General features: G+C 53.5%; 29 protein-coding genes. 13 read left to right on the top strand and 16 right to left on the bottom strand.

Translation table 11 applies throughout. The annotated features are described in order from the left end of the window. Positions 1 to 4 precede the first annotated feature (4 nt). The 8 genes from B4C79_RS08350 to B4C79_RS08315 all read right to left on the bottom strand — a co-directional run bounded on the left by B4C79_RS08350 (position 5) and on the right by B4C79_RS08315 (position 5,923). Entirely contained in the window at positions 5 to 475 is a 471-nt protein-coding gene (locus B4C79_RS08350; protein ID WP_040512070.1) for a PTS sugar transporter subunit IIA, read from the bottom strand. A 110-nt stretch (positions 476 to 585) separates the two neighbouring features. After that, a complete protein-coding gene (hpf, locus tag B4C79_RS08345; RefSeq protein ID WP_105027399.1) occupies positions 586 to 915 on the bottom strand; it encodes a ribosome hibernation-promoting factor, HPF/YfiA family in 330 nt (109 codons plus the stop codon). Positions 916 to 956: 41 nt separating this feature from the next. Beyond that, entirely contained in the window at positions 957 to 2,477 is a 1,521-nt protein-coding gene (locus tag B4C79_RS08340; protein ID WP_291741465.1) for an RNA polymerase factor sigma-54, read from the bottom strand. Between the two features lie 12 nt (positions 2,478 to 2,489). After that, entirely contained in the window at positions 2,490 to 3,245 is a 756-nt protein-coding gene (lptB, locus tag B4C79_RS08335) for an LPS export ABC transporter ATP-binding protein (RefSeq protein ID WP_008247838.1), read from the bottom strand. Further along, positions 3,242 to 3,811 carry a lipopolysaccharide transport periplasmic protein LptA gene (gene lptA, locus B4C79_RS08330; protein WP_105027397.1) on the bottom strand — a complete coding sequence of 190 codons (570 nt, stop codon included), beginning with the start codon at positions 3,809 to 3,811 and terminating at the stop codon, positions 3,242 to 3,244. Before lptA ends, lptB begins: the two co-directional genes overlap by 4 nt. Further along, entirely contained in the window at positions 3,808 to 4,395 is a 588-nt protein-coding gene (gene lptC / locus B4C79_RS08325; RefSeq protein WP_171100778.1) for an LPS export ABC transporter periplasmic protein LptC, read from the bottom strand. Before lptC ends, lptA begins: the two co-directional genes overlap by 4 nt. Further along, entirely contained in the window at positions 4,392 to 4,931 is a 540-nt protein-coding gene (locus tag B4C79_RS08320) for a KdsC family phosphatase (protein WP_291741461.1), read from the bottom strand. The genes lptC and B4C79_RS08320 overlap by 4 nt, the downstream gene beginning before the upstream one ends. Beyond that, positions 4,931 to 5,923, bottom strand: a complete 993-nt coding sequence (locus B4C79_RS08315; RefSeq protein WP_171100774.1) for a KpsF/GutQ family sugar-phosphate isomerase — start codon at positions 5,921 to 5,923, stop codon at positions 4,931 to 4,933. The genes B4C79_RS08320 and B4C79_RS08315 overlap by 1 nt, the downstream gene beginning before the upstream one ends. Before the next feature lie 139 nt (positions 5,924 to 6,062). Between B4C79_RS08315 and B4C79_RS08310 the strand changes: the two genes are divergently transcribed. Continuing rightward, positions 6,063 to 8,030, top strand: coding sequence for a monovalent cation:proton antiporter-2 (CPA2) family protein (locus B4C79_RS08310; RefSeq protein WP_371815442.1), 1,968 nt, complete (start codon positions 6,063 to 6,065; stop codon positions 8,028 to 8,030). Positions 8,031 to 8,039: 9 nt separating this feature from the next. Here B4C79_RS08310 and B4C79_RS08305 read toward each other — a convergent pair whose 3' ends face one another. From B4C79_RS08305 to B4C79_RS08270, 8 genes are read right to left on the bottom strand one after another with little or no spacing between them, the layout of a single operon-like run. Next, entirely contained in the window at positions 8,040 to 8,684 is a 645-nt protein-coding gene (locus B4C79_RS08305; RefSeq protein WP_291741454.1) for a type II secretion system protein, read from the bottom strand. Between the two features lies 1 nt (position 8,685). Further along, a complete protein-coding gene (locus B4C79_RS08300) occupies positions 8,686 to 9,435 on the bottom strand; it encodes a type II secretion system protein (protein WP_291751327.1) in 750 nt (249 codons plus the stop codon). Further along, positions 9,432 to 10,550 (bottom strand): hypothetical protein, encoded by a 1,119-nt coding sequence (locus B4C79_RS08295; RefSeq protein ID WP_291741448.1) that lies wholly within the window; start codon positions 10,548 to 10,550, stop codon positions 9,432 to 9,434. The genes B4C79_RS08300 and B4C79_RS08295 overlap by 4 nt, the downstream gene beginning before the upstream one ends. Then, positions 10,547 to 11,092 (bottom strand): hypothetical protein, encoded by a 546-nt coding sequence (locus B4C79_RS08290; RefSeq protein WP_291741445.1) that lies wholly within the window; start codon positions 11,090 to 11,092, stop codon positions 10,547 to 10,549. The genes B4C79_RS08295 and B4C79_RS08290 overlap by 4 nt, the downstream gene beginning before the upstream one ends. Further along, the gene (locus B4C79_RS08285; protein WP_291741442.1) at positions 11,089 to 11,949 is read right to left on the bottom strand and encodes a hypothetical protein; all 861 of its coding nucleotides are present in this window, start codon (positions 11,947 to 11,949) and stop codon (positions 11,089 to 11,091) included. Before B4C79_RS08285 ends, B4C79_RS08290 begins: the two co-directional genes overlap by 4 nt. Then, positions 11,946 to 12,983, bottom strand: coding sequence for a type II secretion system F family protein (locus B4C79_RS08280; protein ID WP_291741439.1), 1,038 nt, complete (start codon positions 12,981 to 12,983; stop codon positions 11,946 to 11,948). The genes B4C79_RS08285 and B4C79_RS08280 overlap by 4 nt, the downstream gene beginning before the upstream one ends. Then, positions 12,973 to 13,971, bottom strand: a complete 999-nt coding sequence (locus tag B4C79_RS08275; protein ID WP_291751329.1) for a GspE/PulE family protein — start codon at positions 13,969 to 13,971, stop codon at positions 12,973 to 12,975. Before B4C79_RS08275 ends, B4C79_RS08280 begins: the two co-directional genes overlap by 11 nt. After that, complete coding sequence (locus B4C79_RS08270) at positions 13,968 to 15,908, bottom strand: type II secretion system protein GspD (RefSeq protein ID WP_291751332.1); 1,941 nt, start codon at positions 15,906 to 15,908, stop codon at positions 13,968 to 13,970. Before B4C79_RS08270 ends, B4C79_RS08275 begins: the two co-directional genes overlap by 4 nt. 167 nt (positions 15,909 to 16,075) lie before the next feature. Between B4C79_RS08270 and B4C79_RS08265 the strand changes: the two genes are divergently transcribed. From B4C79_RS08265 to hisD, 12 genes are all read left to right on the top strand, one after another. Continuing rightward, positions 16,076 to 16,864, top strand: a complete 789-nt coding sequence (locus tag B4C79_RS08265; RefSeq protein WP_291740865.1) for an ABC transporter ATP-binding protein — start codon at positions 16,076 to 16,078, stop codon at positions 16,862 to 16,864. Further along, positions 16,861 to 17,646 (top strand): lipid asymmetry maintenance ABC transporter permease subunit MlaE, encoded by a 786-nt coding sequence (gene mlaE, locus B4C79_RS08260; protein WP_105027384.1) that lies wholly within the window; start codon positions 16,861 to 16,863, stop codon positions 17,644 to 17,646. The genes B4C79_RS08265 and mlaE overlap by 4 nt, the downstream gene beginning before the upstream one ends. A 12-nt stretch (positions 17,647 to 17,658) precedes the next feature. Then, complete coding sequence (gene mlaD, locus B4C79_RS08255) at positions 17,659 to 18,132, top strand: outer membrane lipid asymmetry maintenance protein MlaD (protein WP_105027383.1); 474 nt, start codon at positions 17,659 to 17,661, stop codon at positions 18,130 to 18,132. 21 nt (positions 18,133 to 18,153) lie between these two features. Continuing rightward, the gene (locus B4C79_RS08250; protein WP_291740862.1) at positions 18,154 to 19,044 is read left to right on the top strand and encodes an MlaA family lipoprotein; all 891 of its coding nucleotides are present in this window, start codon (positions 18,154 to 18,156) and stop codon (positions 19,042 to 19,044) included. A 72-nt stretch (positions 19,045 to 19,116) separates the two neighbouring features. Then, positions 19,117 to 19,740: an MlaC/ttg2D family ABC transporter substrate-binding protein gene (locus B4C79_RS08245; protein ID WP_171100749.1), complete on the top strand. Its 624-nt coding sequence runs from the start codon at positions 19,117 to 19,119 to the stop codon at positions 19,738 to 19,740. 1 nt (position 19,741) lies between these two features. Beyond that, complete coding sequence (locus tag B4C79_RS08240) at positions 19,742 to 19,993, top strand: STAS domain-containing protein (protein ID WP_171100747.1); 252 nt, start codon at positions 19,742 to 19,744, stop codon at positions 19,991 to 19,993. A 33-nt stretch (positions 19,994 to 20,026) separates the two neighbouring features. Next, positions 20,027 to 20,935, top strand: coding sequence for an ABC transporter ATP-binding protein (locus tag B4C79_RS08235; protein ID WP_105027379.1), 909 nt, complete (start codon positions 20,027 to 20,029; stop codon positions 20,933 to 20,935). Beyond that, on the top strand, positions 20,932 to 21,687 hold the full coding sequence (locus tag B4C79_RS08230; RefSeq protein ID WP_105027378.1) for an ABC transporter permease: 756 nt from the start codon (positions 20,932 to 20,934) through the stop codon (positions 21,685 to 21,687). The genes B4C79_RS08235 and B4C79_RS08230 overlap by 4 nt, the downstream gene beginning before the upstream one ends. 33 nt (positions 21,688 to 21,720) lie before the next feature. Continuing rightward, positions 21,721 to 21,963 carry a BolA family protein gene (locus tag B4C79_RS08225; protein WP_369907255.1) on the top strand — a complete coding sequence of 81 codons (243 nt, stop codon included), beginning with the start codon at positions 21,721 to 21,723 and terminating at the stop codon, positions 21,961 to 21,963. 16 nt (positions 21,964 to 21,979) lie between these two features. Next, positions 21,980 to 23,236, top strand: coding sequence for a UDP-N-acetylglucosamine 1-carboxyvinyltransferase (gene murA, locus B4C79_RS08220; RefSeq protein WP_105027376.1), 1,257 nt, complete (start codon positions 21,980 to 21,982; stop codon positions 23,234 to 23,236). Beyond that, positions 23,233 to 23,868, top strand: coding sequence for an ATP phosphoribosyltransferase (gene hisG, locus B4C79_RS08215; RefSeq protein WP_008247881.1), 636 nt, complete (start codon positions 23,233 to 23,235; stop codon positions 23,866 to 23,868). The genes murA and hisG overlap by 4 nt, the downstream gene beginning before the upstream one ends. A 20-nt stretch (positions 23,869 to 23,888) precedes the next feature. Further along, complete coding sequence (gene hisD, locus B4C79_RS08210; protein WP_291740853.1) at positions 23,889 to 25,211, top strand: histidinol dehydrogenase; 1,323 nt, start codon at positions 23,889 to 23,891, stop codon at positions 25,209 to 25,211. The last annotated feature ends 4 nt before the right edge of the window (positions 25,212 to 25,215 follow it).

The following is a 25,215-nucleotide window of genomic DNA, read 5'->3' as shown; positions in this document are numbered from 1 at the left end:
AGGCTTAACTCGCGGGTTGGTAAGGCTCCCAGTTGGCGATCAGTTGGTGAGTGGCGCCGGGATCGGATTCTGTCATGAGTTTCTCACGGAAATCTTTGTCAGACAGCATTTGAGCCAGTTCTGACAGTATATCCAGATGATGCTGGTTTGCGCTTTCTGGCACCAGCAAAAACATGAGCAGCTTGACGGGTTGGCCGTCTGGGGCATCAAAAGGGATTGGGTCTTGCACACGCACCAGCGAGGCGATAGGTTCGCGCAGGCCCTTGATGCGGCCATGCGGTACGGCCACTTGCTGGCCTAAGCCAGTGGAGCCCAAACGTTCACGCGCAAACAGGCTGTCGAACACCTTGGATCTTGCGATGCCTTGGTTGTTTTCAAAGACCAGACCGGCTTGTTCAAACACGCGCTTTTTGCTGGTGACCTGTGTGTCCAACAATATGTTGGATGGTGGAAGTAGATTTGCGATCAAGTTCATCGCTGTTGATTCCTGAGACCCGCTTCTAATCGTGGGGCCGATTATACGCCATAAAAACAGAAAAGGCGGATGGAAGTCCGCCTTTTGATTTTCCCTGAAATTACAGAGGTTTATTCAGCTTCTTCGACCACCTGGTGTTTCATGGGGGTGTGGTTGTGGTTGGTTAGTTTGTCTTTGTGACGCAGTACCTGGCGATCCAGTTTGTCGGCCAGCGCATCAATGGCTGCGTAGAGGTTTTCATGACTTGCTTCAGCGTGAATGTCTTTGCCGCGAACGTGCAGTGTGACATCTGCCCTTTGAACCAGCTTGACCACCGAGATGGTCACCGATGCATCAATGACGTGATCAAAATGCCTTTTCACCCGATCCAGTTTTTCGATGACGTAGTTTCGAATCGCTGGGGTAACTTCCAGATGATGACCATTGATGTTCAAGTTCATAAGGTATCTCCTTTCGTTGCTGCGGGGGGAAGCTTTAACAGTTAAAGCGACTTGCGCATGTTCACCGGGGGTATTTTCAGTGATTCCCGGTATTTAGCGACCGTGCGTCTTGCGACCACGATGCCCTGTTGACCGAGTAGGTCGGCGATTTGGCTGTCAGATATCGGCTGCTTGGCGTCCTCCGCAGAAATCAGTTGCTTGATGAGTGCACGGATGGCCGTGCTGGAAGCCTGACCACCTGAGTCGGTGGAAACATGGCTTCCGAAGAAATACTTTAGCTCAACCAACCCATAGGGCGTCAACATATATTTTTGCGTGGTGACCCTTGACACGGTCGATTCATGCAGACCCAGCAAGTCGGCAATTTCCCGCAGAACCAAGGGCTGCATTGCGATTTCGCCGTGATTGAAGTAGCCGATTTGACGTTCTACGATGGCTTGGCTAACCCGTAAAATAGTGTCAAATCGCTGCTGAACGTTTTTTAACAACCAGCGGGCCTCTTGCAGTTGTGCGCTGAGTTGGGCGCTTTGGCCGCGGTGAGATCGCAAAATGGAGGCATACATTTCATTGATGCGAATTTTTGGCATCACATCCGGGTTCAGTTGCACATGCCACTGACCACTGAGTTTTTTCACGATCACGTCGGGCACCACATGGTCGTCGTCAATGCGGCGAAAGCGCGCACCGGGAAATGGCTCAAGTGAGCGAATAATCTGGTGACAGATTTTCAGTATGTCTTCGTCCACATTCAGCGCTTTTTTCAGCTTGGTGAAGTCGCGCTGGGCCAGTAAGCCCAAGTGATCACGAACAATGTGCTGGCAGTGGGTGTACAGGCTTTGCTGGCAGGTGATGTCTTTGCGCTGGGCCAGTTGCAGCAGCAGGCATTCGGCTGCATTGCGGGCACCCACGCCGGGTGGGTCAAAACTTTGCAGCAGGCGCAAGGCCGCGCTGAGTTCTTCAAACTCCAGGTCGGGCTCGTCCTGCAGGGTTTCCCACAGGTCTTCAAGTTCAACAGTCAGGTAGCCATCGTCGCTGAGGTAGTCAATCAGCCAAAGCACCAGGTTTTTGTCACGTTCGCTGGCCTGTGTCATGCGCAGCTGGTCGATCAGGTGCTGGTGCAGGCTGCTGTCGGGCGCAGCCAGTTGCAGGCCGGGTTTTTCTTCATCGCCATCGGCACCTGCGCCGCTGTTGTCGCGCCAGTCGCCTTCCCAGTTGTCCTGGATGGAGTCGATGGTCTCGCGCTGAACAATTTCTTCGCTTTGATTGTCTTGTTCAGCTTGCTGATCGCTGACCGGTTCGCTGGCTTTGCGGGGGTCGGGATCGGCCTCAAAGCTGTCGCCCTGTGGCTCGTGCAGTTCGCCATTGCTGCTGTCCAGGCTCAGGGTGCGCTCGCCTTCCACGGCCTCTTCGTCAGCCAACTCCAGCAGTGGGTTTTCAGCCAGCGCTTGTTGAATTTCCTGCTGCAACTCCAGTGTGGACAATTGCAGCAAGCGAATGGATTGCTGCAACTGAGGCGTGAGCGTGAGGTTTTGCGAGACTTTAAGCTGAAGGGATTGTTTCATGGAGATTCAGCTTTACATCCGGAAGTGTTCGCCGAGGTACACGCGGCGTACATCGTCGTTTTTCACAATTTGCTCGGGACTGCCCGAGGCCAGCACGCGGCCCGCGCTGATGATGTAGGCACGATCACAAATGCCCAGGGTTTCCCGTACATTGTGGTCGGTGATCAGCACGCCGATACCTTTGGATTTCAAAAAGGCAACGATGCGTTGAATTTCCAGTACCGCAATGGGGTCAACGCCTGCGAAGGGCTCGTCCAGCAAAATGAAGCGCGGCTGGCTGCCCAGCGCACGGGCAATTTCAAGTCGGCGGCGTTCGCCACCCGAGAGGGACGCCGCCAGCGAGGTGCGAATGTGCGCAATTTGAAGGTCGTTCAGCAAATCTTCGACAGCCTGATCCACCGTTTTGTCTCTGGGTGGATTGATTTCAAGCACTGCGCGAATGTTGTCTTCCACAGTCAGTTTGCGAAACACGGAGGCTTCCTGAGGAAGATAAGAAAGCCCTGCGCGTGCGCGCTCGTGAATGGGTTGCAAGGTGATGTCGCGGCCTTCCAGGCAAATGTTGCCTTCGTCGGCACTGACCAAACCCACAATCATGTAAAAGCAGGTGGTTTTGCCAGCGCCGTTGGGGCCCAGCAGGCCGACCACCTCGCCTGTGTCCACGTGCAGCGACACATCTTCAATCACGCGTTTGCTGCGGTAGGCTTTGCGTAGGCTAAGCGCTTGAAGCCGTCCTTGTCCTGTCAGGGTGTGTGCGGGGGTGTTGCTCACTTGCTGCCCCCTTTTGGCGCGGGCTCAGTCTCTTGGGTTTTTGGTTTGATCACTGCCTGTACGCGTGAGGAACCACTGCTGTTGGGTGTTCCCACCACATTCAGGAATTCTGTATTTTGCTCGTACGTAATTTTGGTACCCGAGATCGATTCAGTGAGCTGACCATTGGTGCTTTTTTGAATGCTGGCTGCACCGGTCAATGTCACGATCGATTTATTACCGTCGAATTCAATGGTGTTGCCAGTGCCGTTGATCAGCAGTACTTCATTGGGCTTCTCTGAATCACGCTGCTGTTTGAAGCGGGCAGGTTTTCCTTCCACAGTGGCGAACTGGGTACCGTCGCTGCGTTCGGTCAATGTCAATTTGTCGCCGCGAATCACCAAACTTCCACGCGTCAACAGCACATTGCCGGTGAACACGTTCACGTTTGACTTTTCGTTGTAAGTCATCTGGTTGGCGTCAATGGTCGTGGGTTGTTGTTTGTCAGATTCCAGTGCTTGCGCGCAAACCCCTAGTGCCAGTGCAGGCGCAGCCAGTGCGAGGGAAATCCAGGTGGAGCGTTTCATCGTTTGGCCTCTATGCGAAACTTGATTGACCCTTGGGCAGTCAACTCGCCAGTGTCGTTGTTCAGTGTGGCACCCTGTGCTTCAAACCGTTGGCCCGGGCGGGTCACCAGCACATTCTTGTCGGTTGAAATTTCGTTGGTGATATTGTCGATCCGTATTTCTTCAGATTTCATGGTGGTCAGTAGCCCTTCGTTTTGACTGGTCACCACCACGTTGTCCCGCAAGAAAATTTCGTCGGTGTCGAGCAGGTAAACGCCTTTTTGGGCGTTGCCTTTTACCATGCCGTTGCCTGATTCAAACTGTTCCAGTTCGGGCTCGGTGATGTTCCAGACGTTGCCTTGTGGGATGTGTTCGGCTTCCTTGCTGCGAATGATCGAATATTTGTTTTCGGCCAGGTCATGGCTTTGTACCGAGAAATTGCGCAAGTAATAGTCGCTGCTGGTGGGGTCGCTTTTGCCGCTGGCACTAAACAGGCTCAGTTCAGACTGAATGGCAAACCAATACGAGGTGGCGGCGAGTGCGAACGTCAGCAGCAGCGGTATGAACTGCGAAAGCAGATTGAAAAAAGCACTCACTGGTTTCACGATGCTTCCCAGGGGTTTTGATAGTCGGCTTGATGACTCAAAATGAAGTCACACAATTCCCGGGCAGCACCATCGCCGGGGGGGCGTGTATTAATCCAGTTGGCTGCGTTTTTCATGGCCGCCGGGGAGTGCTGGGTGGTGGCAGCCAGGGCAACCTGTTGAAGCACCGGGTAATCGGGCCAATCGTCTCCAAAAAAGCCGCATTCGCTCCAGTCCAATCCAAGCAGTTGGCGAATTTCATCATAGGCTTGCAGCTTGGTTTTACAGCCTTGAACCAACTGGTAGATGCCAAGGTCTTTGGCGCGTTTTTCTACAATGGTGCTCGAGCGCGCAGTAATCCAGATCACCTTGATGCCATGGTCCATCAGCAGTCGAAGGCCTTGGCCATCAAACACACTGAAGCGTTTCATAACCTCGCCTTCATTGCCGAAGTACAGCCCGCCATCGGTCAGGGTTCCATCCACATCAAAGCCCATCAGTTTGATTTGTGCTGCGGCTTGGGCAGCAGTGGGTTCGCGGTCGGTCGATTGATCCATTACACCACCTTGGCTTCAAACAGGTCATGGAAATTCAGGGCGCCAACAATATGACCTTGCTCGTCCGTGACCACCACCTGGCTGATGTGGCTGACCTCCATCATGCGAACTGCCTCTACGGCCAGCTTGTCAGGTGAAATACATTTGGGCGCACTGTTCATGACTTCACTCACCAGCAAGCCCCGCAAATCCAGACCCTGTTCGATCAGGCGGCGCAGGTCACCGTCGGTAAAAACGCCCAGCAGCTTGTTGTTGGCCCCGACCACGGCAGTCATTCCCAAGCCTTTTTTGGTAATTTCCAGAATGGCATTGGAAATGCTGGCTGATGGCGCCACGGTGGGAATTCGGTCGCCTTTGCGCATGACATCGCTGACATGGGTCAACAATTTGCGACCCAGGCTGCCACCAGGATGCGACAGTGCGAAGTCTTCTTCGCTGAAACCTCGCGCCTTCAACACCACCACGGCAAGGGCATCACCCAGGGCCAATGCCGCTGTTGTACTGGCGGTTGGGGCCAAATTCAGGGGGCAGGCTTCCTTTTCAACGCCGCAGTCCAGTACCAAATCGGCCTGACGGGCGAGTGCTGAATCGAGTTTGCCGGTCATGGCGACTATTTTTGCCCCGCGGCGCGCGATGGCTGGCAATACCGCCACCAGTTCCTCGGTGTTTCCTGAGTTAGACAGGGCAATAACAACGTCTTCTTGGGTGATCATGCCCAAATCGCCGTGGGATGCCTCAGTGGCATGTACGAAAAAGGAGGGAGTACCGGTACTGGCAAAAGTGGCTGCAATTTTTTTGGCAATCAGGCCCGACTTGCCCACGCCGACCAAAATGACTCGACCCTTGCAATTCAATATTGCGGTGGTTGCCTGGCTGAACTGATCATTCAAGCGCTCGGACAGAGCCAAGACCGCTTGGGCTTCAATGGCCAGCGCTTCCCTGGCCATGGCCAGAAAATCGTGTTTGTCATTATTCGACGGTGTTTTTGACATGGTAGACCCTGATAGACTTAAGCAACGAAGGTGCTTGAGGCTGTGTTCTTTTCAGGGCAGTATAGCAAAGCGCGTGCCAATTCTCTCCACTTCCTAAGCATTAAACGTGCCTAACGCTCTAGAGCTGTCTTTGATTCTCATGCTGGTCGCCGTGTTGGCGGTCTCGCTGTTCCGTCACTGGAAGCTGCCCGCCATGCTGGGCTATCTGTTTGCGGGCACGCTGATTGGTCCATATTCGTTCGGCATCGTGCCCGACACACCCGAAACCCGCCACTTGGCTGAATTTGGCGTTGTTTTTCTGATGTTTTCAATTGGTCTTGAGTTCAGTTTGCCGAAATTGCATGCTATGCGCCGTGTGGTGTTTGGCCTGGGGTTGGCGCAAGTGGGGCTGACCATGCTGGGCGTGATGGGCCTGGGTGTGCTGGCTGGTTACTTTCTGGAAGTTCCACTGAGTACTGCCTTTGTGCTGGCGGGGGCAGCAGCCATGTCTTCCACTGCAATTGTCAGCAAATTGTTGTCCGAGCGGCTTGAACTGGATTCCCCCCATGGACGCCAGATCATGGGAATTTTGTTATTCCAGGATTTGGCCGTGGTGCCGCTGCTCATTATCATTCCCGCGCTGGGGCAGGGGGCCGAGAACCTTACTGTGACTTTGAGCCTGGCGGTGGTGAAAGCGGCGCTGGTGCTGGGGCTGATGTTGGTGTTTGGCCAGCGCATGATGAACTGGTGGATGACTTTCGTGGCCCGAAGCAAGTCGCAGGAATTGTTTGTGCTGAATGTGCTGCTGATTACCCTGGGCCTGGCTTGGCTGACCGAACTGGCTGAACTGTCGTTGGCACTTGGTGCGTTTGTGGCGGGTATTCTGATTGCAGAGACCCAGTACAAACACCAGGTGGAAGAAGACATCAAACCCTTCCGGGATGTGCTGTTGGGCCTGTTCTTCGTGACCACTGGCATGCTGCTGAATCCGGAAGTGGTCATGCAGAATTGGTACTGGGTTATTTTGCTGGCCGTACTTCCCGTGTTGGCCAAGCTGGTGTTGATTGCCGCACTGGCTCGAATTTTCGGTGCCAATATGGGCACCGCCATGAGAACCGGTATTTACCTGGCGCAGGCCGGTGAATTTGGTTTCGTGTTGCTGGCCAACACGGGCTCGGCTGGTTTTGCTTTGGTACCTGACCCCTGGTTACAAACCATTACGGCAAGCATGGTGCTTTCCATGTTGGCGGCACCCTTCATGATTCAACACGCAGACCGAATCGTATTGCGCTTTTCCAGCCAGGAATGGTTGCAAAAGTCGCTTGAGTTGCACCAAATTGCCCAGAAAAGCCTTGCGACGACCAAACACGTGCTGATTTGCGGTTTCGGCCGCAGTGGACAGCACCTGGCGAGGTTGCTGGACCGTGAAGATCTGGATTATGTGGCCTTGGACCTGGATCCAGACCGTATTCGTGAAGCCACTGCTGCTGGCGATTCGGTGGTGTTTGGCGATGCTGCGAAACGTGAAACACTGGTTGCTGCCGGTTTGCTGCGGGCCTCTTGTGTCGTGGTTACCTTTGCGGAATTCAAGTCTGCTGAAAAAGTGTTGACCGCGGTACGTGCTTTGGCGCCCAACGTGCCGGTGGTGGTGCGCACCTACGATGAAAGTGATTTGGAAAAACTGACCGCGGCTGGCGCCACCGAAGTGGTGCCTGAAATTCTTGAAGGCAGTTTGATGTTGGGTTCTCAGGCCTTGATGCTGTTGGGTGTGCCTGTTTCGCGGGTTGTCAAGCAAATTCGAGCCATTCGTGAATCGCGTTATCAAATGTTTCGGGGGGTGTTTCGTGGCGTAGACGACGAGGCGGACACACCCGAGAACCAATGGGTCCGTTTGCATTCCGTGTTCGTGGAACCAGGGGCCAGTGGCGTGGGCAAAAGCCTGGCCGAGTTGGGTATTCTCGATCTGGATATTGAAGTCAGTGCGATTCGCAGGCGCGGCATTCGAGGTGGGGACCCTTCCCCCGACACGCAGTTAGAGTCGGGAGATATCCTGGTGCTGAAAGGTCAGCCGGATGCATTGAGCCTGGCGGAGGCCATCATTCTTGGCCGCAAGTCCATGGGGCGTTAAGCTGGTTTTTTAACGAATAATGTAGAGCGCCGCGCAATCAGCGCCTTGGGCTTCGTCCCACTGCCCGGCTCCGGTCGTGCACAGATCTTCTTCGCCACGGAGCACTTGCACAGCACCGCGCAAGGGGTTGCCATCATCGAGTTTGCGATCAATTTCCGCAAGTTGGGCAACCGGGATGGTTTCGCCGATCAGCAAGGCCATTGCATTTTCCCGGGAGTTGGGGCCTTGCAGCTGATTGCTGAGCAGGTATTGGCCACTGAACTGGTTGCCCATGGTGCTGCTTGCAGTGCAGTTGCCCGATTCATCACTGCCGCCAGTGAAATCGCCTTGAATAAAGCCAGACAGCTGAAGATGCGTAAATACATAGCAGGTTTCATCGCCTTCAATCAACCCGTTGCCGTTGCCACCGCTGTTGGAAAGCCCTGCTGCGCTTGCCGCAATAAAGTCGCCGGGCAATGCTGAATAGCGTGCCTGAAAAGCTGACAACGCAGTTTCCAGATTGGCGATGTCGGTGATGGTGGCTTGTACGCGGGCGCTGTTCAACAACTCACGTCCTTTCAGTACTCCGCCAGCGAGTATGGCCAGCACGGCCAGTGCAATGGCCAGTTCCAACAGTGAAAATCCGCGTTGAGGGTGTTTTCGTGGATGTGTCAATTCAATTCTCCTGAATGTGTGGTGTGTCGAGTGCGCCGCGTTTCATCCAAAGCCAGTTCAGGCGTTCAAACGAGAGCCAGACCGGGTTGGTTGCGGGTTGATCGGGATTGATAAAAAATTGTTGGTACCGATTTTGGTTGGCCAGGTCGTGAACTGGATATGCAAGCCAAACCGTGGTGGCGTTCAGCAAGGTGTGCGCGCCGCAACCTGAATTCACGTTGGGTGGAATTGCATGGCCTTGTACAAGCTGACATAGATGAATGGCAGGCAATGGCCCGGTACCGATTGCGTGGTTGGCGGTGTAAGGAGCCATGACAATTTCGGTTAACTGTTGCGGGCTCAGTTGTGCGAAAGGTTGCGCCGAAACCAGCGCATTCCGGGCAGGCTCGCCGGCCTGTTCCAGCGTGGCCACAGCCATTTTCCATTCGCCACTGATTCCCCAGCTTGCCAGCGTGGCAGTAGGAAGCCAGCCTTCTTTGTGGGTGCAGGCGTCGCCACTGCGCAATTCGGCACCGTTGGCAAGCCCTGCCGGGCAGGGTAGCCGGCCCGTGGCCAGCACAAAACCTTCGACGGCCTCAAGAATGCGTTGCCGTGAATCCAGGTGGGTGAGTACTTTGTCTTTCTCGCGCTGACTGGCCAAGAGATGAAGTACCGGCCCAAGAATAATGGCCATGAGTACCACAACAAGTGCGACTTCAATCAGCATGAAACCACGCGCCTTGACGGTGAGGGATTGTGGACGGCAATTCATGGTGTGCCTGTCAGTTTGAAACTGAATTGATTGAGACTGGACAAGGTGTTGTCGGGCCAGGAAAAGTGACAGGTGCAAGCCGTGCTGTTTTGGCTCAGCGGGCACTGGTTGCTGTGGGTGGGGCGACATGATTTGTTGATGGCGGCGATGGGTTCGAAGTGGCTGACTGGCCAAAGGTTTTTCATGCGGGCCGGGCCGTTGAATGTGCAGGGCTGGTTGGCCAGGCTGGTGCAATCCGTTTGTGCGTTTTGGCTTGTGCAGTTTGGATTGTTGTCCATGCATGAAGCTGGCGATATCCAGTTGCCTGCGTTTTGGCAATGGCAACTGCAGCGCGTTTTTGTGCAGCGGCATTGGCAACCTGAGTCAATGGGTTGATACAGCTGAGAAAACGGGTCAGCAAGCACCATGTTTTCATGGGCACCTGTGCTTGCGTTGAATTGCGGGTTGAGTTGTTGCCATGCATTCAGTGTGCTTTTGAGTTGATGCTGTTGAACCCGGTTCATGTGGGTTCGTAATTCACTCAGGTGAAGCAAAACATAAGGGGAGGAAATGTCGTATTGATGTTCTGCGGTGGGTGTAACGCTTTTTGCGACCACCGCGACGATGTTTGTTTTGACGAGATTATTCTCAGCGGGAATTCGAATTTGAATTGTGGGTTTGGCGTAGTTCACCCAACGACTCCAGCCCAAAGCGTTCGGTTGAATCAACTGGCTTGAAACAGCGTACTGCCATTGCATGTTGGTTGATGGCTCCAGTTCGTTGAAGCGCGCATCAAGCCCTGCGTTCAGATAGTTGATGGCAACTTTGCTATGAACGGGCAGGTAGCCCCAGGGCTTGTTCAAACAAGTGGTTTGCGCAGGTTCGCCCGGTTGAATCGCTGGGCAAGGAAGGTGGCCCAAATGACTTTGACTGTGCAAACCCTGGCTGGAAGCGAAGCCCAACAGGCTGGCTCGAATTTGTTCAAGTGTTTGGGTTTCACGGGCCTTTTGTTGAAGCAAAAGCCCTTGCCTGAAAGCTTCATTGTTGCGAAATTCAAGGGCGGCAAATCCCAGCATCAAAATCAGAATTAAAAGTGCAAACAATGAATAGCCCCGCTGTTGGAATCCGATTCTCATGGCAGCCACTTTTTCTGAACAGGATCAAAAGTTTTTTGACCTTGCTGGGTGATGATCCAGCCTTGCACTTTGTAGGCGGGCGCTGAAATTTTCGCTGCGGGTTTTTCAGTTTTTGTTGCAGTTGGCATCGAGGGTGCAACAAAAAGGTTTTTGCCCGGCAGGGTGTTGTTGATCGCAATATTCGATCGAGTGCTGGCGGGCTCTTTGCCAAAGCACAACAGGTAAAACGGTGTGTCAACTTGGGCGGGTTTTGTCTCCACAAGGCATTGCCCTGAATCGGGCTGTTGGGTGTTTATCCAAGTGCTCCAGGTTTGCCACAAGTCGGCTTCGGTATTGAATTGTTGCTCCAGAAAAAGAGTTTTTCGTACTGGCACTGATTGCTGAATTTGCAGGTTTGGCTTCTGATTCAGTTGTTGTTCAATTTCCATGTTGCGCAGGGCGATCAGTGCAAAAAGGGCCGTAAGCAACAACGCCAAATCGATTGCAGGGCGAACCCAGCGAAAGCCAACAATTCTCCGTGTTGTCGTTGTCAGTTTGCTCATTGGTTTGTTGCTCCAACTGAGCATTGCGCTTGGGTGGAATTATTGAGCGAGCAGCCCTTGGGCACTCGTTTTCGCGCCCGGGCCAAATCTGCAGTGGTCAGAATTTCTCCCTGTTCGTCCCACGACATTTTCAGCGAAAGCAGGTTGGCGCGTTCGTCTTGACCAAATTTTCGAATCTGTTCCAACCAACTGGCGAATGGCGCTTCTTTGGCGTTGCGAGGCGCAGCACCGAGCGAATTCTTGAGGTGCTGCAAATTTGCTTTCTCGAGTTTTGATTGTTGTTGGTTTGTATGCCAACTCATCAAAAGAAAAGTACCCAGCACGCAAGCAACTGCGGCACCGCGAACCGCCTGATAATGGCCAGAAGGTTTGACCCACAAGCCCAGATAAAGTTGAAAGCTGCTGCGGAATTGGCTGATACCCGATTTGTTTGAATTCAAGAAATTCTTCAGGTGTTTGAATTCGTGCGTATTCAGAAGTGCCATTTGAACAGCGCGATTGAATTGTGCAGATTTTTCCGAAGAAATAATCCGAACGCTTTGTCCCATGCTGCGCAGTTCGGTCAGCACCTCTTGGTGAAAGGCTGTTGCCGGTGATTCAATAATTCTCGGTGGGTCTTCTGCAATTCCAGCCCAGCGGTGCTCTGCCCACGGTGAGGTCGCAATCTTGTTTTGGAATACATTGAGGTACACAAGTGTGTCTGGCAGGCTGAAGCTGGAAAGTGCAATTGCACTGCCACTAAACTCACTGTAGGGAAGGCGTTGTTCTTCCGCCCATTGCTGGTCTTGTTTCCGAAACAGAATTGCGTGCCCCTGCTCAATCACCCACACATCAGCATGCATTGGTGTAGTTGTCATGACAGGCCAGTCAGGTTGTTGTACAGCGGTGCCAATGTGAACTGATAGGCCAGCGCAAGGGTAAGTGCGGCAATGGCCAAGGCCATTGAAGGCAAGGTGTTTTGCAGGCGTTGTTGGGTTTCCCTTGCCCGCATTTCGTACACTTTTGAGGCCAGGAAAAAGCAGTAAGCCAGGTTGCCGGTTTGCTCGGCCAGTTGACTTTGACGAACCAGAAAACCAGGTGCGCCGGCTGCCTGCATCGACTGGCTTAGTGACATGCCCAATTTTAACTGTTGTTGAATGCCCAGCATCAGCTTGTTAAGCCTGTGCAGGGTTTTCGTTGACAGGTAAGTGCCACCCCACCAGGTTGCTGTGGGCAGGATGCGGTGGCGTAGGCAGTGCATCAAGTCCAGGCCAGCATGGAGTTCGCACGCAATCACATGATAAAAATTCGATGTAAGCCAAAGATTGTTTGGCAGTAGTGTCTGTGTTTCAGTTTGAGTTTTGGTGGGTCTGAATTTGAAGTAAGCGGCAATAGGCAACACGACAATACCGATGAAAAGCAGGCTGTCTGACAATGTGAAGGTGGGGGTGGATGTGTTCGTTTTTTGTATTAAATGCGGTGCACTCACGTGATGCAGCAATACCCAGCACGCGCAGGCCAGCGTTAAAACCAGCATTGGATAAACAAGGCTTTTACCCAAGGTGTGTTGTGCATCGCTGGTGGTTTTCCAGCGATCCAGTTGGGTTTGTAAGGCCAAGCCAAGATCACCGCTGGCTTGTGCACACACCAGTGCAATTTCCAGGTGCATGGGCACTTTGCCAAATGCGGCACGAAAGGCGGTTTGAATGTTCTGCCCTTCTTGGAGAAAGCGCGATGCCCGGGATAAGCCCAAGTTTAAAAGTTTTCCTCGTGAATGGCCATTTTGCAGTTCACTGCTCAGTGAAAGTGCATCAAGCGCGGGCATGCCAGACTGCAACAATTCAGCCCATTGGCCCAACCAGGTACGCCAGGTGGCGGGCTTTATTCTGTCGCCAAGTGGCTTAGTTTTCATGGCTTGGGTTCAAGGTTGACGACGATGGAAACGGAAGGTGATTTGCCGATGAGAAAAGTTGCATCAGTTCATCAATGCTCTTGCAACTGAGTACTCCTTTGCGGGGCATGTTTTTCAGGTTGACAATTTCAGCCCACAATTGGCGTTGTTCATCTTGTTCTGCGGGTTTCAAGCGCAAGGTGACAATACCGTTCAAGCAGTTCATCAGGCTGCCCAGGCGCACATTCAGTTCGGTAAGCCGGCTGATGGCCCCAAGGCAATCCGGTGCATGAACCGATGCGAAAACCCGGTGCCCTGTCAGGGCAGCATTCAAGGTAAGTTCGGCGGTCTCTTCATCTCTGACTTCGCCAACCAGAATGGTGTCCGGGTCCTGGCGCATCAATGAACGCAAGCCCGAGGCAAAGTTCAGGTGAGGTAGCCGCGACAAGTCGGTTTGAACTGCCTCGGGATTGATGATTTCTACTGGGTCTTCAAGTGTTGCAATCCGACCTGCACATGCACCCAGGTTGTTGAGCATCGCATGCAGCGTGGTTGTTTTCCCGCTGCCAGTGGCGCCGGCTACCAATGTGAGTCCGTGCTCGTGGGCAAGCAGTTGCTGAATATGCGTCAAGGCGGCCTGACTCAAGCCAAGCCGATTCAAGGGCATGCGGCTGTGCGTATTCAACAGCCGGATCACGAGGTTTTCTCCGTGCAAGCTAGGGTGGGTCGCCAGTCGAAGATCAAGGTTGTTGCGAGTTAGCCGTGCGTCTTGTGGGCGGCGCGTTTCAGCAATATTCATTTTGCTTTCGGCCTTGAATGCTTGAATAAGCGACCTGCCTGCGTCGCTCGGAATGCCCAGCGCCTGCCCCAGTTTTCCGTTGACGCGCAATCGCACCCAGAAGTTCATGGGTGAGGGTGTAATGTGTATGTCCGATGCATTTGCAGCGCTGGCATAGGCAATCGTGTTGTCAATGTTCTTGAAGGCAGTGTCCGGCTGTATTTGCTTCATTGAAGTTTTGCCTGAATCAATGAACGTACCGTAAGCAGGGGTAGTGAACATTCGTGTAGCGCACATTGCGCCTCGGCTTGCGACAAGTAGGCGAGGGCATTGGTGAAGTGTCCAAGGCTGCTTTGATGAAGTGCCATGTTGTAGAAGGGCTCAGGTGTGTGCGGGAAGCGTTCGATTAAAAGCTCAAGTAGCGCGTTCAGGGCTTTGTTTTGTCCAGCCTGATACATGGTCAGGCCGGCAGCCAGGGCTTTGTTGAGCTCATCCAATTCCTTGTTGGTTTGGGGTTGATTTGCCGTCGCACTCTCCAGCACAGTCGCTTTGAGCAACACCACCAGTTCAATGTGGCTCTCACCGCGGTTTTCGCTTTGAGTGATCAGGTCGATAGATTCCGGGGTACCGGGGATACCTCGGTTCAGGCTGCTGTTTTCTTTTTGGCGCAATCCACCCAGCAAGGCCATTTCACCGCTTTTCAATCGGAGTATCGATTCCAGTTCGCGGGTTTGTACCTCGGGTACCCGACTAATAATGTTGAGTTGTTGCAGGGCTGGGTTGGGGTCTTGCACAAAACCCACGATGCGACTGAGTGTGGGGCGAACCCGCAACTGAATTGCATTGTTGTCTGCAATTTGCGGTGTCACCGTCATCAGGAAACCCACCGGTACGGTTTGAACCTGAGTAGTGAATGTGGAAAAAGCGGGGCTGTTTTGTGTGGGCGCGCTGGTTTGAACATCGGTTGTAAAATACACCCGGTTGTCGATTACCTTCAGCACGGCGGCCTGTTGGTTCATGGTCACGACACGCGGCGACGAAAGCACTTCGGTTTTTCCGAATTCCTCCAGCAGACGCAAGGCCACATTGGTGTCGGTGTTGCTGGTGGTTCGCAGGGCATTCACAGTGAACGCGGGGTTACCAAGATTCAGCCCCTGCACAGCCAGGCCTGCGGTAATTCCGTTTTGACGAAGCACGTTCCAGTCAATTCCACGCTCATAGCGATCGTTTAACGAGATCTCGGTGATGACCGCTTCAATCACGATTTGTCGATCAACCCTGCGTTGGATTTGCTCAAGCCATTGGGCTACCCTGCGGTGCTGGCTGGGTTTCGCAATCACCGACACGGTTCCTGATTCCGGGTTGGCGATGACTCGCCCTGAGCGTGTTTCCTTGCGCGTTGTCGTGATGTCCCGTTTCTCGGTGGACACCGCCGTTGTACTTCTCAGATTGGGTTGTGCGCGGCGAGGTGAAATGTTGCGTGTACTTGCATAGGCTCGGTCTTCATCTTCATCAATGACGCGCTCCCGGGTTGAGAGTTCGATCGGTTTTACCTGCACCTGAATGATCTGTTCAATTTGACTTGAGATGTCTTGCCACAAATCGTGTTGTTGTGAGTTGTTCAGAATCAGTTCTGAGCGATTGCCTGTCTCCCGGCGATCCGTTAACTCGCGCGGGCCGCCAGCGATTGCCGAACTCAGGCTCGATGAATCATTCATTTGCCGCGCAATTGACAGGTAGTCGAGGGTATACACCCTCAGTTCATCAACCTCGCACCGCATGGACAGCTGTTTTGCTTCAAAGCGCACGCTGGCCCCTGCTTGAAGTTCCAGGCTTTCAATGACCTGTTGAAGTGGCATGTCTTTTCCCACCAGGCTGACCGGAGAGTCGCCACAGCCATCCATTTCATAGCCAAGTTCTATTTCGCGGGAGATCAGTTCAAGCACGTGACTGGCAGGTATGTTTTCGAGCCGAAAGGTGAATGTTTGTTGATGTCTCTGCCAGGCGTTGCTGCTGTGTTGAACCTTATCTGCCCAAAAAATGGCATTCAACTCGAGTGTTTGCCCAAACTCGGATGTCGCAATTCCAATGCTTTGTTGGGGTGGCATGGCCACGCAAGCGCTCAGGATCGAGGTGAGGCCGATTAAAAACGCACGCAGTGATGGCACGGGCAGACTTTTCAGGGTTTAAGTGCTGCGGATCATACTTTGATGAAACCATTTCCACGCTTCGTGGTCATGCCTTGTGGGTGAGCCTGTCACCATTTGGATGGTGAGTGCATGCCCTTCGGGGTACAATAGCTCCCAAATTCGTATTCGCTTATTAAGGAGCCCCCATGGGCTTTGTTGCTCAATTAAAAAACGTGGATTTCGGCTATGCCGATCGCCTCATTCTGGAAAACATTTCGCTGGACATTCCCAAGGGCAAAGTGGTTTCTGTCATGGGTGGCTCCGGTTCGGGCAAAACTACTTTGCTGCGTCTCATGTGCGGCCAGTACCCGGTGAATCGGGGTGAAGTTCAAGTGCTCGGCCAAAATGTGGTGACTGCAAGCACGCAGCAACTGTATGCATTTCGCAAAAAAATCGGTGTGCTTTTTCAGTTTGGTGCCTTGTTCACCGACTTGAACGTTTTCGAGAATGTGGCCTTTCCGCTGCGCGAACACACCAACCTTCCCGAGGCGGCCATTCGCGATTTGGTGCTATTGAAGTTGCAGGCGGTGGGTCTTCGAGGAGCCAGCAATCTTTTTCCATCAGAAATTTCCGGTGGTATGAGTCGGCGAGTGGCCTTGGCGCGCGCAATTGCTCTGGATCCAGAACTGATTTTTTACGACGAGCCTTTTGCCGGGCTTGACCCGATTTCATTGGGTATTACGGCGAATCTCATTCGCACGCTAAATGATGCTTTGGGTGCCACCTCGGTGGTGGTCACACACGATATTCACGAGTCATTTGCAATCAGCGACCATGTCATCGTGATTGCAAACGGCAAAGTGCTGGCACAGGGTACACCTGCTGAAGTGGAGGCCAATCAGGATCCGTATGTTCAACAGTTCATCAAGGGCTTGCCTGAGGGGCCAGTGAAGTTTCATTACCCCGCACGCAACTTACAGGAGGACTTTGCATGAATCCGGTCCTCTTGGTTTCCCGTCTGGGTGCAGGTGTTATTGCCACAATCGCTGGCTTGGGGATTTTCGCGCGTTTCGTGGGCACCTTGTTCATGTTGCTTCCCAAAGCCCTGTTGCGCCCCCGCCTCATCATTGATCAGGTTCATTTCATCGGCAATTACTCTCTGGTCATCATTGTGGTCTCAGGGCTTTTTGTCGGTTTCGTTTTGGGCTTGCAGGGTTATTACACCTTGAACAGGTATGGTGCCGAACAGGCCTTGGGTCTCTTGGTTGCTTTGTCACTGGTGCGTGAATTGGGTCCGGTGGTCTCTGCCTTGTTGTTCGCAGGCCGGGCTGGTACGTCGCTAACTGCTGAAATTGGTCTGATGAAAGCAGGGGAGCAGCTGACTGCCATGGAAATGATGGCAGTTGATCCGAAGGCGCGTATTGTCTCGCCTCGCTGGATCGCGGGCCTCATTTCCCTGCCGCTGCTGGCGGGTTTGTTCAGTGCCGTGGGTATTTTTGGTGGTTATGTGGTGGGTGTGCTGCTGATTGGCGTGGATGCTGGTGCATTCTGGTCTCAAATGCAGGCGGGCGTCGATGTGCGCGATGACATTCTCAACGGCGTGATCAAAAGCGTGGTGTTTGGTGTGGCTGTAAGCTCAATTGCCCTGTTTCAGGGCTACGCCTGCCAGCCCACGCCTGAGGGTGTTTCCAGGGCGACTACCCGAACAGTGGTGATTTCTTCCCTGACCATTTTGGGTCTCGATTTCGTGCTTACAGCACTCATGTTCAGTATTTAACGGATTGAAGGTATGAAAAAGAACACGGCAGTGGATTTTTGGGTGGGCCTGTTTGTGCTGATTGGTGCACTTGCTCTGGTATTTCTCGCCTTGAAGGCAGGCAACCTGAGTTCTTTCACCACAGGTGACCAATACCGGGTGACAGCTGAATTTGACAATATCGGTGGTCTGAAGCCCCGTGCGCCGGTCAAAAGTGCGGGCGTTACCGTGGGGCGCGTGGCCAACATCAATCTTGATCCAGTCACATTCCGAGCAGTCGTGTCCCTGGATTTGGAGGAGGGCTTCGAGTTTCCCAAGGACTCTTCAGCTAGAATTCTCACTTCAGGCTTGCTGGGCGAGCAATATGTGGGTATTGAAGCAGGTGGCGACCTGGAAAACCTGGCGGGTGGCGAGAAGTTTGCGCGTACTCAGTCTGCGGTGGTACTCGAAAACCTGATTAGCCAGTTTCTGTTTAGCAAAGCCTCGGAAGGCGACTCCGAAAAGTGATGAAGGGGATTTGAAGTGTTAATGTCCATTCGAAAAGTGATTTTGCTGCTAGGCGTGCTTGGCTTGTCCAGCGCATGCACCAGCATGCGCGCCCCTTCTGAGTCAGACCCCTTGGAAGGATTCAACCGTTCTGTTGACGGATTTAACCAAGTGGTTGACAAGGCGGTGGTGAAGCCACTGGCGCAGGGTTACGACAAGGTAACGCCGCCAGAAATCAAAACCGTGATCGGAAATTTCTTTTCCAATCTGGATGACATCAGCGTAGCAGTCAACAACTTGCTGCAAGGCAAGCCCAAGGCAGCAGGCAGCGACATCACGCGTTTTGCCCTGAATACAACCATCGGAATTGTGGGCTTGGCCGACGTGGCCACAGAACTGGGGTTCCAGAAAAACGACGAGGATTTTGGTCAAACCTTGGGCGTGTGGGGTGTGGGTTCAGGCCCTTACCTGGTGTTGCCTCTCTTGGGGCCCAGCACCTTGCGTGACGCACCTGCCCGGCTTGTCGATGCGCCGCTTGATCCGCTTTATCACTATGACGACGTCAGGGTGCGTAACAGTTTGCTGGTTGTGAACGTGGTGAACACCCGTGCGCGACTGTTGCCAGCTACTGACCTGGTAGAACGCGTGGCACTGGACCAATACGCTTTTGTGCGCGACGCCTACTTGAAGCGCCGTGCCAGTTTGGTGCGAGATGGTGCCCCTGACCCCGACGAGCAAGGCTACGAGGATTTCGAGGAAGAGTCGCGTAGCCACATTCCCGAGTCCTTTCCACCCTTCAAGGCTGCGTTGATGCAGATTGAACCAGGCAGTGCGGCTTCGAATGCACAGCCCGACTCAAATTCACCCATTGGCTTGCCAATCGACCTGCAGCAAAGCGAGCGGGCCAAGTCTGGCTTGGGTTTGTTGAACTGATTGGCTTTGGGGTGGTCAACCCTTGGGTAGGTATTGCGTTTTTAGACTAACCACAAGCATTTTGGAAGAATCATGAATATTGCAGTGAACAAGTTATTTCAATGGGTTGCGGCCGCAGCTTTGGGTTTTGGCCTGATTGCCCAGCCAGCCATGGCGCAGGACATGCCTGCCAATGAGTTTGTTGAAAAGTTCAGCAATGAAGTGCTGGCTGAGATCAAGGCACGCAAGCAGGAACTGTTGGCTGACCCCAAAAAGCTGGATGCCCTGATTGACCAGAAAGTGATGCCCAACGTGAACTTTCGGAAAATGACCCAGTTGGTGGTGGGTCGGCCTTGGCGCGAAGCCACGCCAGAGCAGCGCGAGCAAATTACCAAAGAGTTTCGCACCCTTCTGGTGAAAACCTATTCCGGCGCTTTGGCGCAGGTGGGTGATCAAACCCTGCAGGTAGACCGTCTGCGAGCTCGCCCGGAAGACACGGATGTGATCGTGAATAGCCGCGTTATTCAGAAAGGCGCTCCGCCAGTGGATTTGGCTTACCGTGTCGAAAAGAAAGACGGCAAATGGCTGATTTATGACCTGAGTGTGTTGGGTCTGTGGTTGGTTGATTCCTACAAAGCCCAGTTCGGCACTGTGCTTTCCAACTCAGGGGTAGATGGTTTGATTCAAACCTTGAAAACCCTGAACGCGAAGGGTTGATATGAAGGTGTCGGCTGATCAAATTACCGTTCGCAACGGAGACCAAGTGATCGCCGAGGTCGCCAAGGCATTTGCCTTGGGCGACCATGTCATCGACTTTTCAGCAGTCAGGCACGTGGACTCCACCGCATTGGCCGTTATTCTCGCGGCCAAGCGAGTGCTTAAATCAGACAAAACCCTTGAACTCCAACATCCTCCTGCGCAGCTGAACAGTTTGATTGCTGCCTACGGAGTACAATCTCTCTTCTCCTAAAACCTGTAGCACCTTTCATGGGTGCGAGAAGTCATGTCGTTTGCACTAGAGCTAAGCTCGGTATCCAAATATTTTGGTGAATTCCGTTCCTTGAACAATGTGTCGCTCACAGTTCAGGAAGGGGAATTTTTCGCCTTGCTCGGCCCCAATGGCGCCGGCAAAACCACACTGATTAATATTATTGCGGGTCTAAGCCGGGCCAGTGCGGGCGCAGCCAAGGTCATGGGTTTTGACGTGGTGGATCAGTTTCGCGATGCGCGCCGAAGCATTGGCATCGTGCCCCAGGAACTGGTTTTTGACCCGTTTTTTTCGGTGCGGGAAACCTTGCGTTTTCAGTCAGGCTACTTTGGCTTGAAAAAGAACGACGACTGGATTGACGAACTATTGCATTCGCTGAGCCTGATGGACAAGGCCGACAACAACATGCGCACCTTGTCGGGTGGCATGAAGCGCCGTGTGATGGTTGCCCAGGCCCTGGTTCACAAGCCGCCGGTGATTGTGCTGGACGAGCCTACTGCAGGTGTTGATGTGGAACTGCGTCAAACGCTTTGGAAATTCATTGCTGGCCTGAATCAAAAGGGACACACAATTCTGCTGACCACGCATTACCTTGAGGAGGCAGAAACCTTGTGCAACCGCATCGCCATGTTGAAAAAGGGCGAGGTACTGACTGTGGACACCACGCCTAACCTGCTGAAAAAGCATGCCAATCAAACCCTGAACATGCAGTTGAATGGTGTACTGCCCGCCAGCCTGCAAGCCAAGGTATTGAAAGCCAATGTGAGCGAGGGGCGTTATACGCTGGCATTGAATGGCCCTGCCGAAATCGAGCAAATACTGGCTCAATGCCGCAAAGACCACTTGGACGTATTGGAGTGCAGCATCGAAAAGCCAGATCTTGAAGAGGTATTTGTGCAACTGATGAGCGGGGGTGCCAAATGACTGGTTGGCAAACCCTGTTCAAGAAAGAAATTCTGCGCTTCTGGAAAGTCAGCTTTCAAACTGTGCTGGCCCCGGTGGTTACAGCCTTGCTGTACCTCATGATTTTCTCGCATGTACTGGATGGCAAGGTAGAACCTTACCCCGGCGTCAGTTACGCAGCCTTTCTGGTGCCCGGCCTGGTCATGATGTCGGTGCTTCAGAATGCGTTTGCGAACTCATCCTCCAGCCTCATTCAATCAAAAATTACTGGCAACCTGGTGTTTGTGTTGTTGCCGCCATTGTCCCATCTCGAGTTTTTCTCGGCGTATGTTCTGGCCTCCATGGCCCGTGGCATTGCTGTTGGCTTGGGGGTTTTGCTGGTCACGGTGGCGTTTGTCGGCCTGCATGTGTCCAACCCGGTGTGGATTCTCGTGCATGCATTGGTAGGTTCAGCCTTGCTGGGCACCATGGGTGTAATTGCAGGCATTTGGGCTGAAAAATTTGACCAGTTGGCGGCCTTCCAGAACTTCATCATTATGCCGGCCACTTTTTTGTCGGGTGTTTTTTATTCCATCCACTCCTTGCCCGCTGTGTGGCAAACCGTGTCGCATTTCAATCCGTTTTTCTACCTCATCGACGGTTTTCGCTATGGTTTTTTTGGGGTAAGCGATGTCAGCCCCTGGTTTAGTCTGGCCATTGGCTTGTCTGCCTGGGCTGTTTTGACCGTGATTGCGATGCGCATGGTGACCTCTGGTTACAAATTGAGGGGATAATAGTGCTGTTGAATCAAAAGGATAGGAAAAATCATGTTGTTGCCTGAAACCGTTCGCGGCTATATTGCGCAGGGCTTGGAATGTGAGCACCTCACCGTGTCTGGTGACGGTCAGCATTTTGAGGCGGTCATCGTGGCCAGTGCGTTTGAAGGACTGCGTGCCATTCAGCGCCATCAAAAAGTGTATGCAGTACTGGGTGACAGAATGCGTGCAGAGATTCACGCCCTGTCGATGAAAACATTGACGCCCGCGGAATGGGCTCAACAACAAGTGTAAAAAGGACTGCCCTTCAATGGATTCATTTTTGGTTCGTGGCGGAAAGCCGCTTCACGGAGAAGTGTCGATTTCTGGCGCGAAGAATGCGGCCTTGCCCATTTTGTGCGCAAGTTTGCTGACCGCCGAACCGGTCACCATTACCAATGTGCCGCGTCTTCGCGACATCAACACCTGCCTGCGCTTGCTGGGCTCCATGGGTGTTCAGTGTTTTTGGCATGGTGAAAACCAACTGGCCTTGCGTGCAGAAGAAATTTCTGAGCCCATCGCCAGTTACGATCTGGTGAAAACCATGCGCGCCAGTATTCTGGTGCTGGGTCCCTTGGTGGCCCGTTTCGGTGAGGCCAGCGTCAGTTTGCCGGGTGGTTGCGCCATCGGCCAGCGCCCTGTTGATCAACACATCAAGGGTCTTCAGGCCATGGGTGCCGAAATTACCATTGAAAAGGGCTACATTCACGCCAAGGCCAAGCGTTTGAAGGGCGCGCGCATTGTGACCGACATGGTGACTGTGACCGGGACCGAGAACCTGATGATGGCAGCCGCTTTGGCAGAAGGCACTACCATTATCGAAAACGCCGCCCGCGAGCCCGAAGTGGTGGATCTGGCCAAGATGCTGGTAAAAATGGGTGCAAAAATTGAAGGTATTGGCACAGACACCATTACCGTTCATGGCGTTGAAAAGCTGCATGGTTGCGAATACCAAGTGATGCCTGATCGAATTGAGGCGGGCACCTTTCTGTGTGCGGTGGCAGCCTGCGGTGGCAACATTACCTTGAACAACACCGACGCAGACAGCATGGACGCAACCATTGAAAAGCTGCGCACGGCGGGTGTGAGCATTGAAGTGGACGGCACAAAAATTCACGCCAGCATGAACACACGTCCCAAGGCTGTGGGCGCGCGCACAGCGCCATTTCCCGGCTTTGCAACCGACATGCAGGCCCAGTTAATGGCGGTGAACTGTGTGGCTGATGGCACCGCAGTGGTCAATGAAACCATTTTTGAGAACCGCTTCATGCATGTTCAGGAAATGGTGCGATTGGGTGCCAATATTGAAATTGAAGGCCACACGGCGATTATCAAAGGCGTTGAGCGGCTGGATGGTGCCACAGTGATGGCCACCGACCTGCGCGCCTCTGCTGGCCTGGTGATTGCTGGCCTGGCGGCCAGCGATGAAACGCGAATTGACCGCATTTATCACCTGGATCGTGGGTATGACAGAATGGAAGAGAAGCTGCGCAAACTGGGCGCAGATGTGACGAGAGTAGCCCAATGATTACACTGGCCCTGTCCAAGGGACGCATTTTTGAGGAAACGCTGCCCCTGCTGGAGAAAGCGGGCATTGTGCCGTCCGAGGACCCCGAAAAATCGCGCAAGCTCATTATTGGTACCAACCGTGCCGATGTGCAAATCATCATCGTGCGCGCAACCGATGTACCCACCTATGTGCAGCACGGGGCCGCCGATTTGGGCGTGGCCGGAAAAGACGTGCTGATTGAACATTCCGGTGCGGGCTTGTACCAGCCGCTTGACCTGAATATTGCCAAATGCCGATTGTGCGTGGCAGCCCCTGAGGGCTTTGACTATGCCAGCGCAGTCAAGCAGGGTGCGCGTTTGCGCATCGCCACCAAGTATGTCAACAGTGCCCGCGAGCACTTCGCCAATCGCGGTGTGCATGTGGACTTGATCAAGTTGTATGGCTCCATGGAACTGGCACCACTGGTGGGCCTGGCCGATGCCATCGTCGATTTGGTCAGCACCGGTTCAACCTTGCGCGCCAACAAGCTGGTCGAGGTTGAGGAAATTTGTGAAATATCTTCCCGTTTGGTGGTCAACCAGGCGGCATTGAAAATGAAGTACGAGGCTTTGCAGCCGATTCTGGATGTGTTCACCCAAGCAGTAGCGTGAAATTTTAAAGGTAGTAAACAATGTCTTCCCAAATTCGTCGATTGTCTACAGAAGATGCCAACTTTGCCGAGCAGTTTCGTGCATTGCTCGCCTATGAAGAACAACGCGATCCGCATGTAGAAGGTGCGGTGGCAGACATTATTCATGCAGTGCGAAAACGTGGCGATGAAGCCTTGCTTGAGTTCACCGAGAAGTTTGATCGAGTGAAGGCCAATAGCGCAGCTGAGCTTGAAATTGGGCAAGCCGAATTGAAGCAAGCCTTCGATACCCTCGATTCTGCCCAGCGCGAGGCTTTGAAAGTGGCTGCCCAGCGCGTGCGTGCATTTCACGAGCGCCAGGTGGCAGAAAGCTGGGAATTCACCGAGGCCGATGGCACCCGCCTGGGGCAACGTGTCACGCCGCTTGATCGCGCCGGTTTGTATGTGCCCGGTGGCAAGGCGGCGTACCCGTCTTCCGTGCTGATGAATGCCGTACCCGCCAAAGTGGCTGGCGTAAAAGAAGTGATCATGGTGGTGCCCACACCCAGTGGCGTGAAAAACCAAATGGTGTTGGCCGCTGCGCACTTGGCCGGTGTTGACCGCGTATTCACCATTGGAGGGGCCCAGGCGGTGGCTGCATTGGCCTATGGCACGCAAACCGTGCCGCGTGTGGACAAAATTGTGGGCCCGGGCAATGCCTATGTGGCCGAAGCAAAGCGCCGCGTGTTTGGTGCAGTCGGCATCGACATGATTGCTGGTCCCTCTGAAATTCTCGTGATTTGCGACGGCAGCACCAATGCGGACTGGATCGCCATGGACCTGTTTAGCCAGGCTGAACACGACGAAATGGCACAGTCCATTTTGTTGAGCCCCAGCAAGGAATTTCTCGACAATGTTCAGGCCAGTATCAAACGCCTCATGGACACCATGCTGCGCGCCACTGTGATTGCTACATCGCTGAAGAATCGCGGTGCCTTGATACAAGTGCGAGACATGGACGAAGCCTGCGAGCTGAGCAATCAAATTGCGCCCGAACACCTGGAATTGAGTGTGCAAGACCCGGACGCCTGGGTCGGAAAGTTACGCCACGCCGGTGCCATTTTCATGGGGCCTTACAGCAGCGAATCGCTGGGCGATTATTGCGCAGGCCCCAACCACGTGTTGCCCACTGCGGGCACGGCACGGTTCAGCTCACCCTTGGGTGTGTACGACTTTCAGAAGCGCAGCAGCATTATTTTTGCCAGCCGTGAAGGTGCCAGTACACTGGGCGAAGTAGCCGCAGAACTGGCCTATGGTGAAGGCCTGCCAGCCCACGCGCGCTCTGCAGAGTATCGCGTAGGCCCGAAATTCAGAAAGGCAGACTAAGCGC

The organism is Limnobacter sp. UBA7229 (assembly GCF_002473065.1).
In the GTDB taxonomy this organism is placed as follows: Bacteria; Pseudomonadota; Gammaproteobacteria; order Burkholderiales; family Burkholderiaceae_B; genus Limnobacter; species Limnobacter profundi.
The sequence above is the reverse complement of the archived record's forward strand: the minus strand, read 5'-3'. Positions and strand labels throughout refer to the sequence as shown.

Excerpts from the sequence above, each read along its gene's own strand:
- B4C79_RS08350 (WP_040512070.1), bottom strand. The coding sequence starts at position 475 with ATGAACTTGATCGCAAATCTACTTCCACCATCCAACATATTGTTGGAC.
- hpf (WP_105027399.1), bottom strand. The coding sequence starts at position 915 with ATGAACTTGAACATCAATGGTCATCATCTGGAAGTTACCCCAGCGATT.
- B4C79_RS08340 (WP_291741465.1), bottom strand. The coding sequence starts at position 2,477 with ATGAAACAATCCCTTCAGCTTAAAGTCTCGCAAAACCTCACGCTCACG.
- lptA (WP_105027397.1), bottom strand. The coding sequence starts at position 3,811 with ATGAAACGCTCCACCTGGATTTCCCTCGCACTGGCTGCGCCTGCACTG.
- B4C79_RS08320 (WP_291741461.1), bottom strand. The coding sequence starts at position 4,931 with ATGGATCAATCGACCGACCGCGAACCCACTGCTGCCCAAGCCGCAGCA.
- B4C79_RS08315 (WP_171100774.1), bottom strand. The coding sequence starts at position 5,923 with ATGTCAAAAACACCGTCGAATAATGACAAACACGATTTTCTGGCCATG.
- B4C79_RS08310 (WP_371815442.1), top strand. The coding sequence starts at position 6,063 with ATGCTGGTCGCCGTGTTGGCGGTCTCGCTGTTCCGTCACTGGAAGCTG.
- B4C79_RS08300 (WP_291751327.1), bottom strand. The coding sequence starts at position 9,435 with ATGAATTGCCGTCCACAATCCCTCACCGTCAAGGCGCGTGGTTTCATG.
- B4C79_RS08295 (WP_291741448.1), bottom strand. The coding sequence starts at position 10,550 with ATGAGAATCGGATTCCAACAGCGGGGCTATTCATTGTTTGCACTTTTA.
- B4C79_RS08290 (WP_291741445.1), bottom strand. The coding sequence starts at position 11,092 with ATGAGCAAACTGACAACGACAACACGGAGAATTGTTGGCTTTCGCTGG.
- B4C79_RS08285 (WP_291741442.1), bottom strand. The coding sequence starts at position 11,949 with ATGACAACTACACCAATGCATGCTGATGTGTGGGTGATTGAGCAGGGG.
- B4C79_RS08280 (WP_291741439.1), bottom strand. The coding sequence starts at position 12,983 with ATGAAAACTAAGCCACTTGGCGACAGAATAAAGCCCGCCACCTGGCGT.
- B4C79_RS08275 (WP_291751329.1), bottom strand. The coding sequence starts at position 13,971 with ATGAAGCAAATACAGCCGGACACTGCCTTCAAGAACATTGACAACACG.
- B4C79_RS08265 (WP_291740865.1), top strand. The coding sequence starts at position 16,076 with ATGGGCTTTGTTGCTCAATTAAAAAACGTGGATTTCGGCTATGCCGAT.
- mlaE (WP_105027384.1), top strand. The coding sequence starts at position 16,861 with ATGAATCCGGTCCTCTTGGTTTCCCGTCTGGGTGCAGGTGTTATTGCC.
- mlaD (WP_105027383.1), top strand. The coding sequence starts at position 17,659 with ATGAAAAAGAACACGGCAGTGGATTTTTGGGTGGGCCTGTTTGTGCTG.
- B4C79_RS08250 (WP_291740862.1), top strand. The coding sequence starts at position 18,154 with ATGTCCATTCGAAAAGTGATTTTGCTGCTAGGCGTGCTTGGCTTGTCC.
- B4C79_RS08245 (WP_171100749.1), top strand. The coding sequence starts at position 19,117 with ATGAATATTGCAGTGAACAAGTTATTTCAATGGGTTGCGGCCGCAGCT.
- B4C79_RS08240 (WP_171100747.1), top strand. The coding sequence starts at position 19,742 with ATGAAGGTGTCGGCTGATCAAATTACCGTTCGCAACGGAGACCAAGTG.
- B4C79_RS08235 (WP_105027379.1), top strand. The coding sequence starts at position 20,027 with ATGTCGTTTGCACTAGAGCTAAGCTCGGTATCCAAATATTTTGGTGAA.
- B4C79_RS08230 (WP_105027378.1), top strand. The coding sequence starts at position 20,932 with ATGACTGGTTGGCAAACCCTGTTCAAGAAAGAAATTCTGCGCTTCTGG.
- B4C79_RS08225 (WP_369907255.1), top strand. The coding sequence starts at position 21,721 with ATGTTGTTGCCTGAAACCGTTCGCGGCTATATTGCGCAGGGCTTGGAA.
- murA (WP_105027376.1), top strand. The coding sequence starts at position 21,980 with ATGGATTCATTTTTGGTTCGTGGCGGAAAGCCGCTTCACGGAGAAGTG.
- hisG (WP_008247881.1), top strand. The coding sequence starts at position 23,233 with ATGATTACACTGGCCCTGTCCAAGGGACGCATTTTTGAGGAAACGCTG.
- hisD (WP_291740853.1), top strand. The coding sequence starts at position 23,889 with ATGTCTTCCCAAATTCGTCGATTGTCTACAGAAGATGCCAACTTTGCC.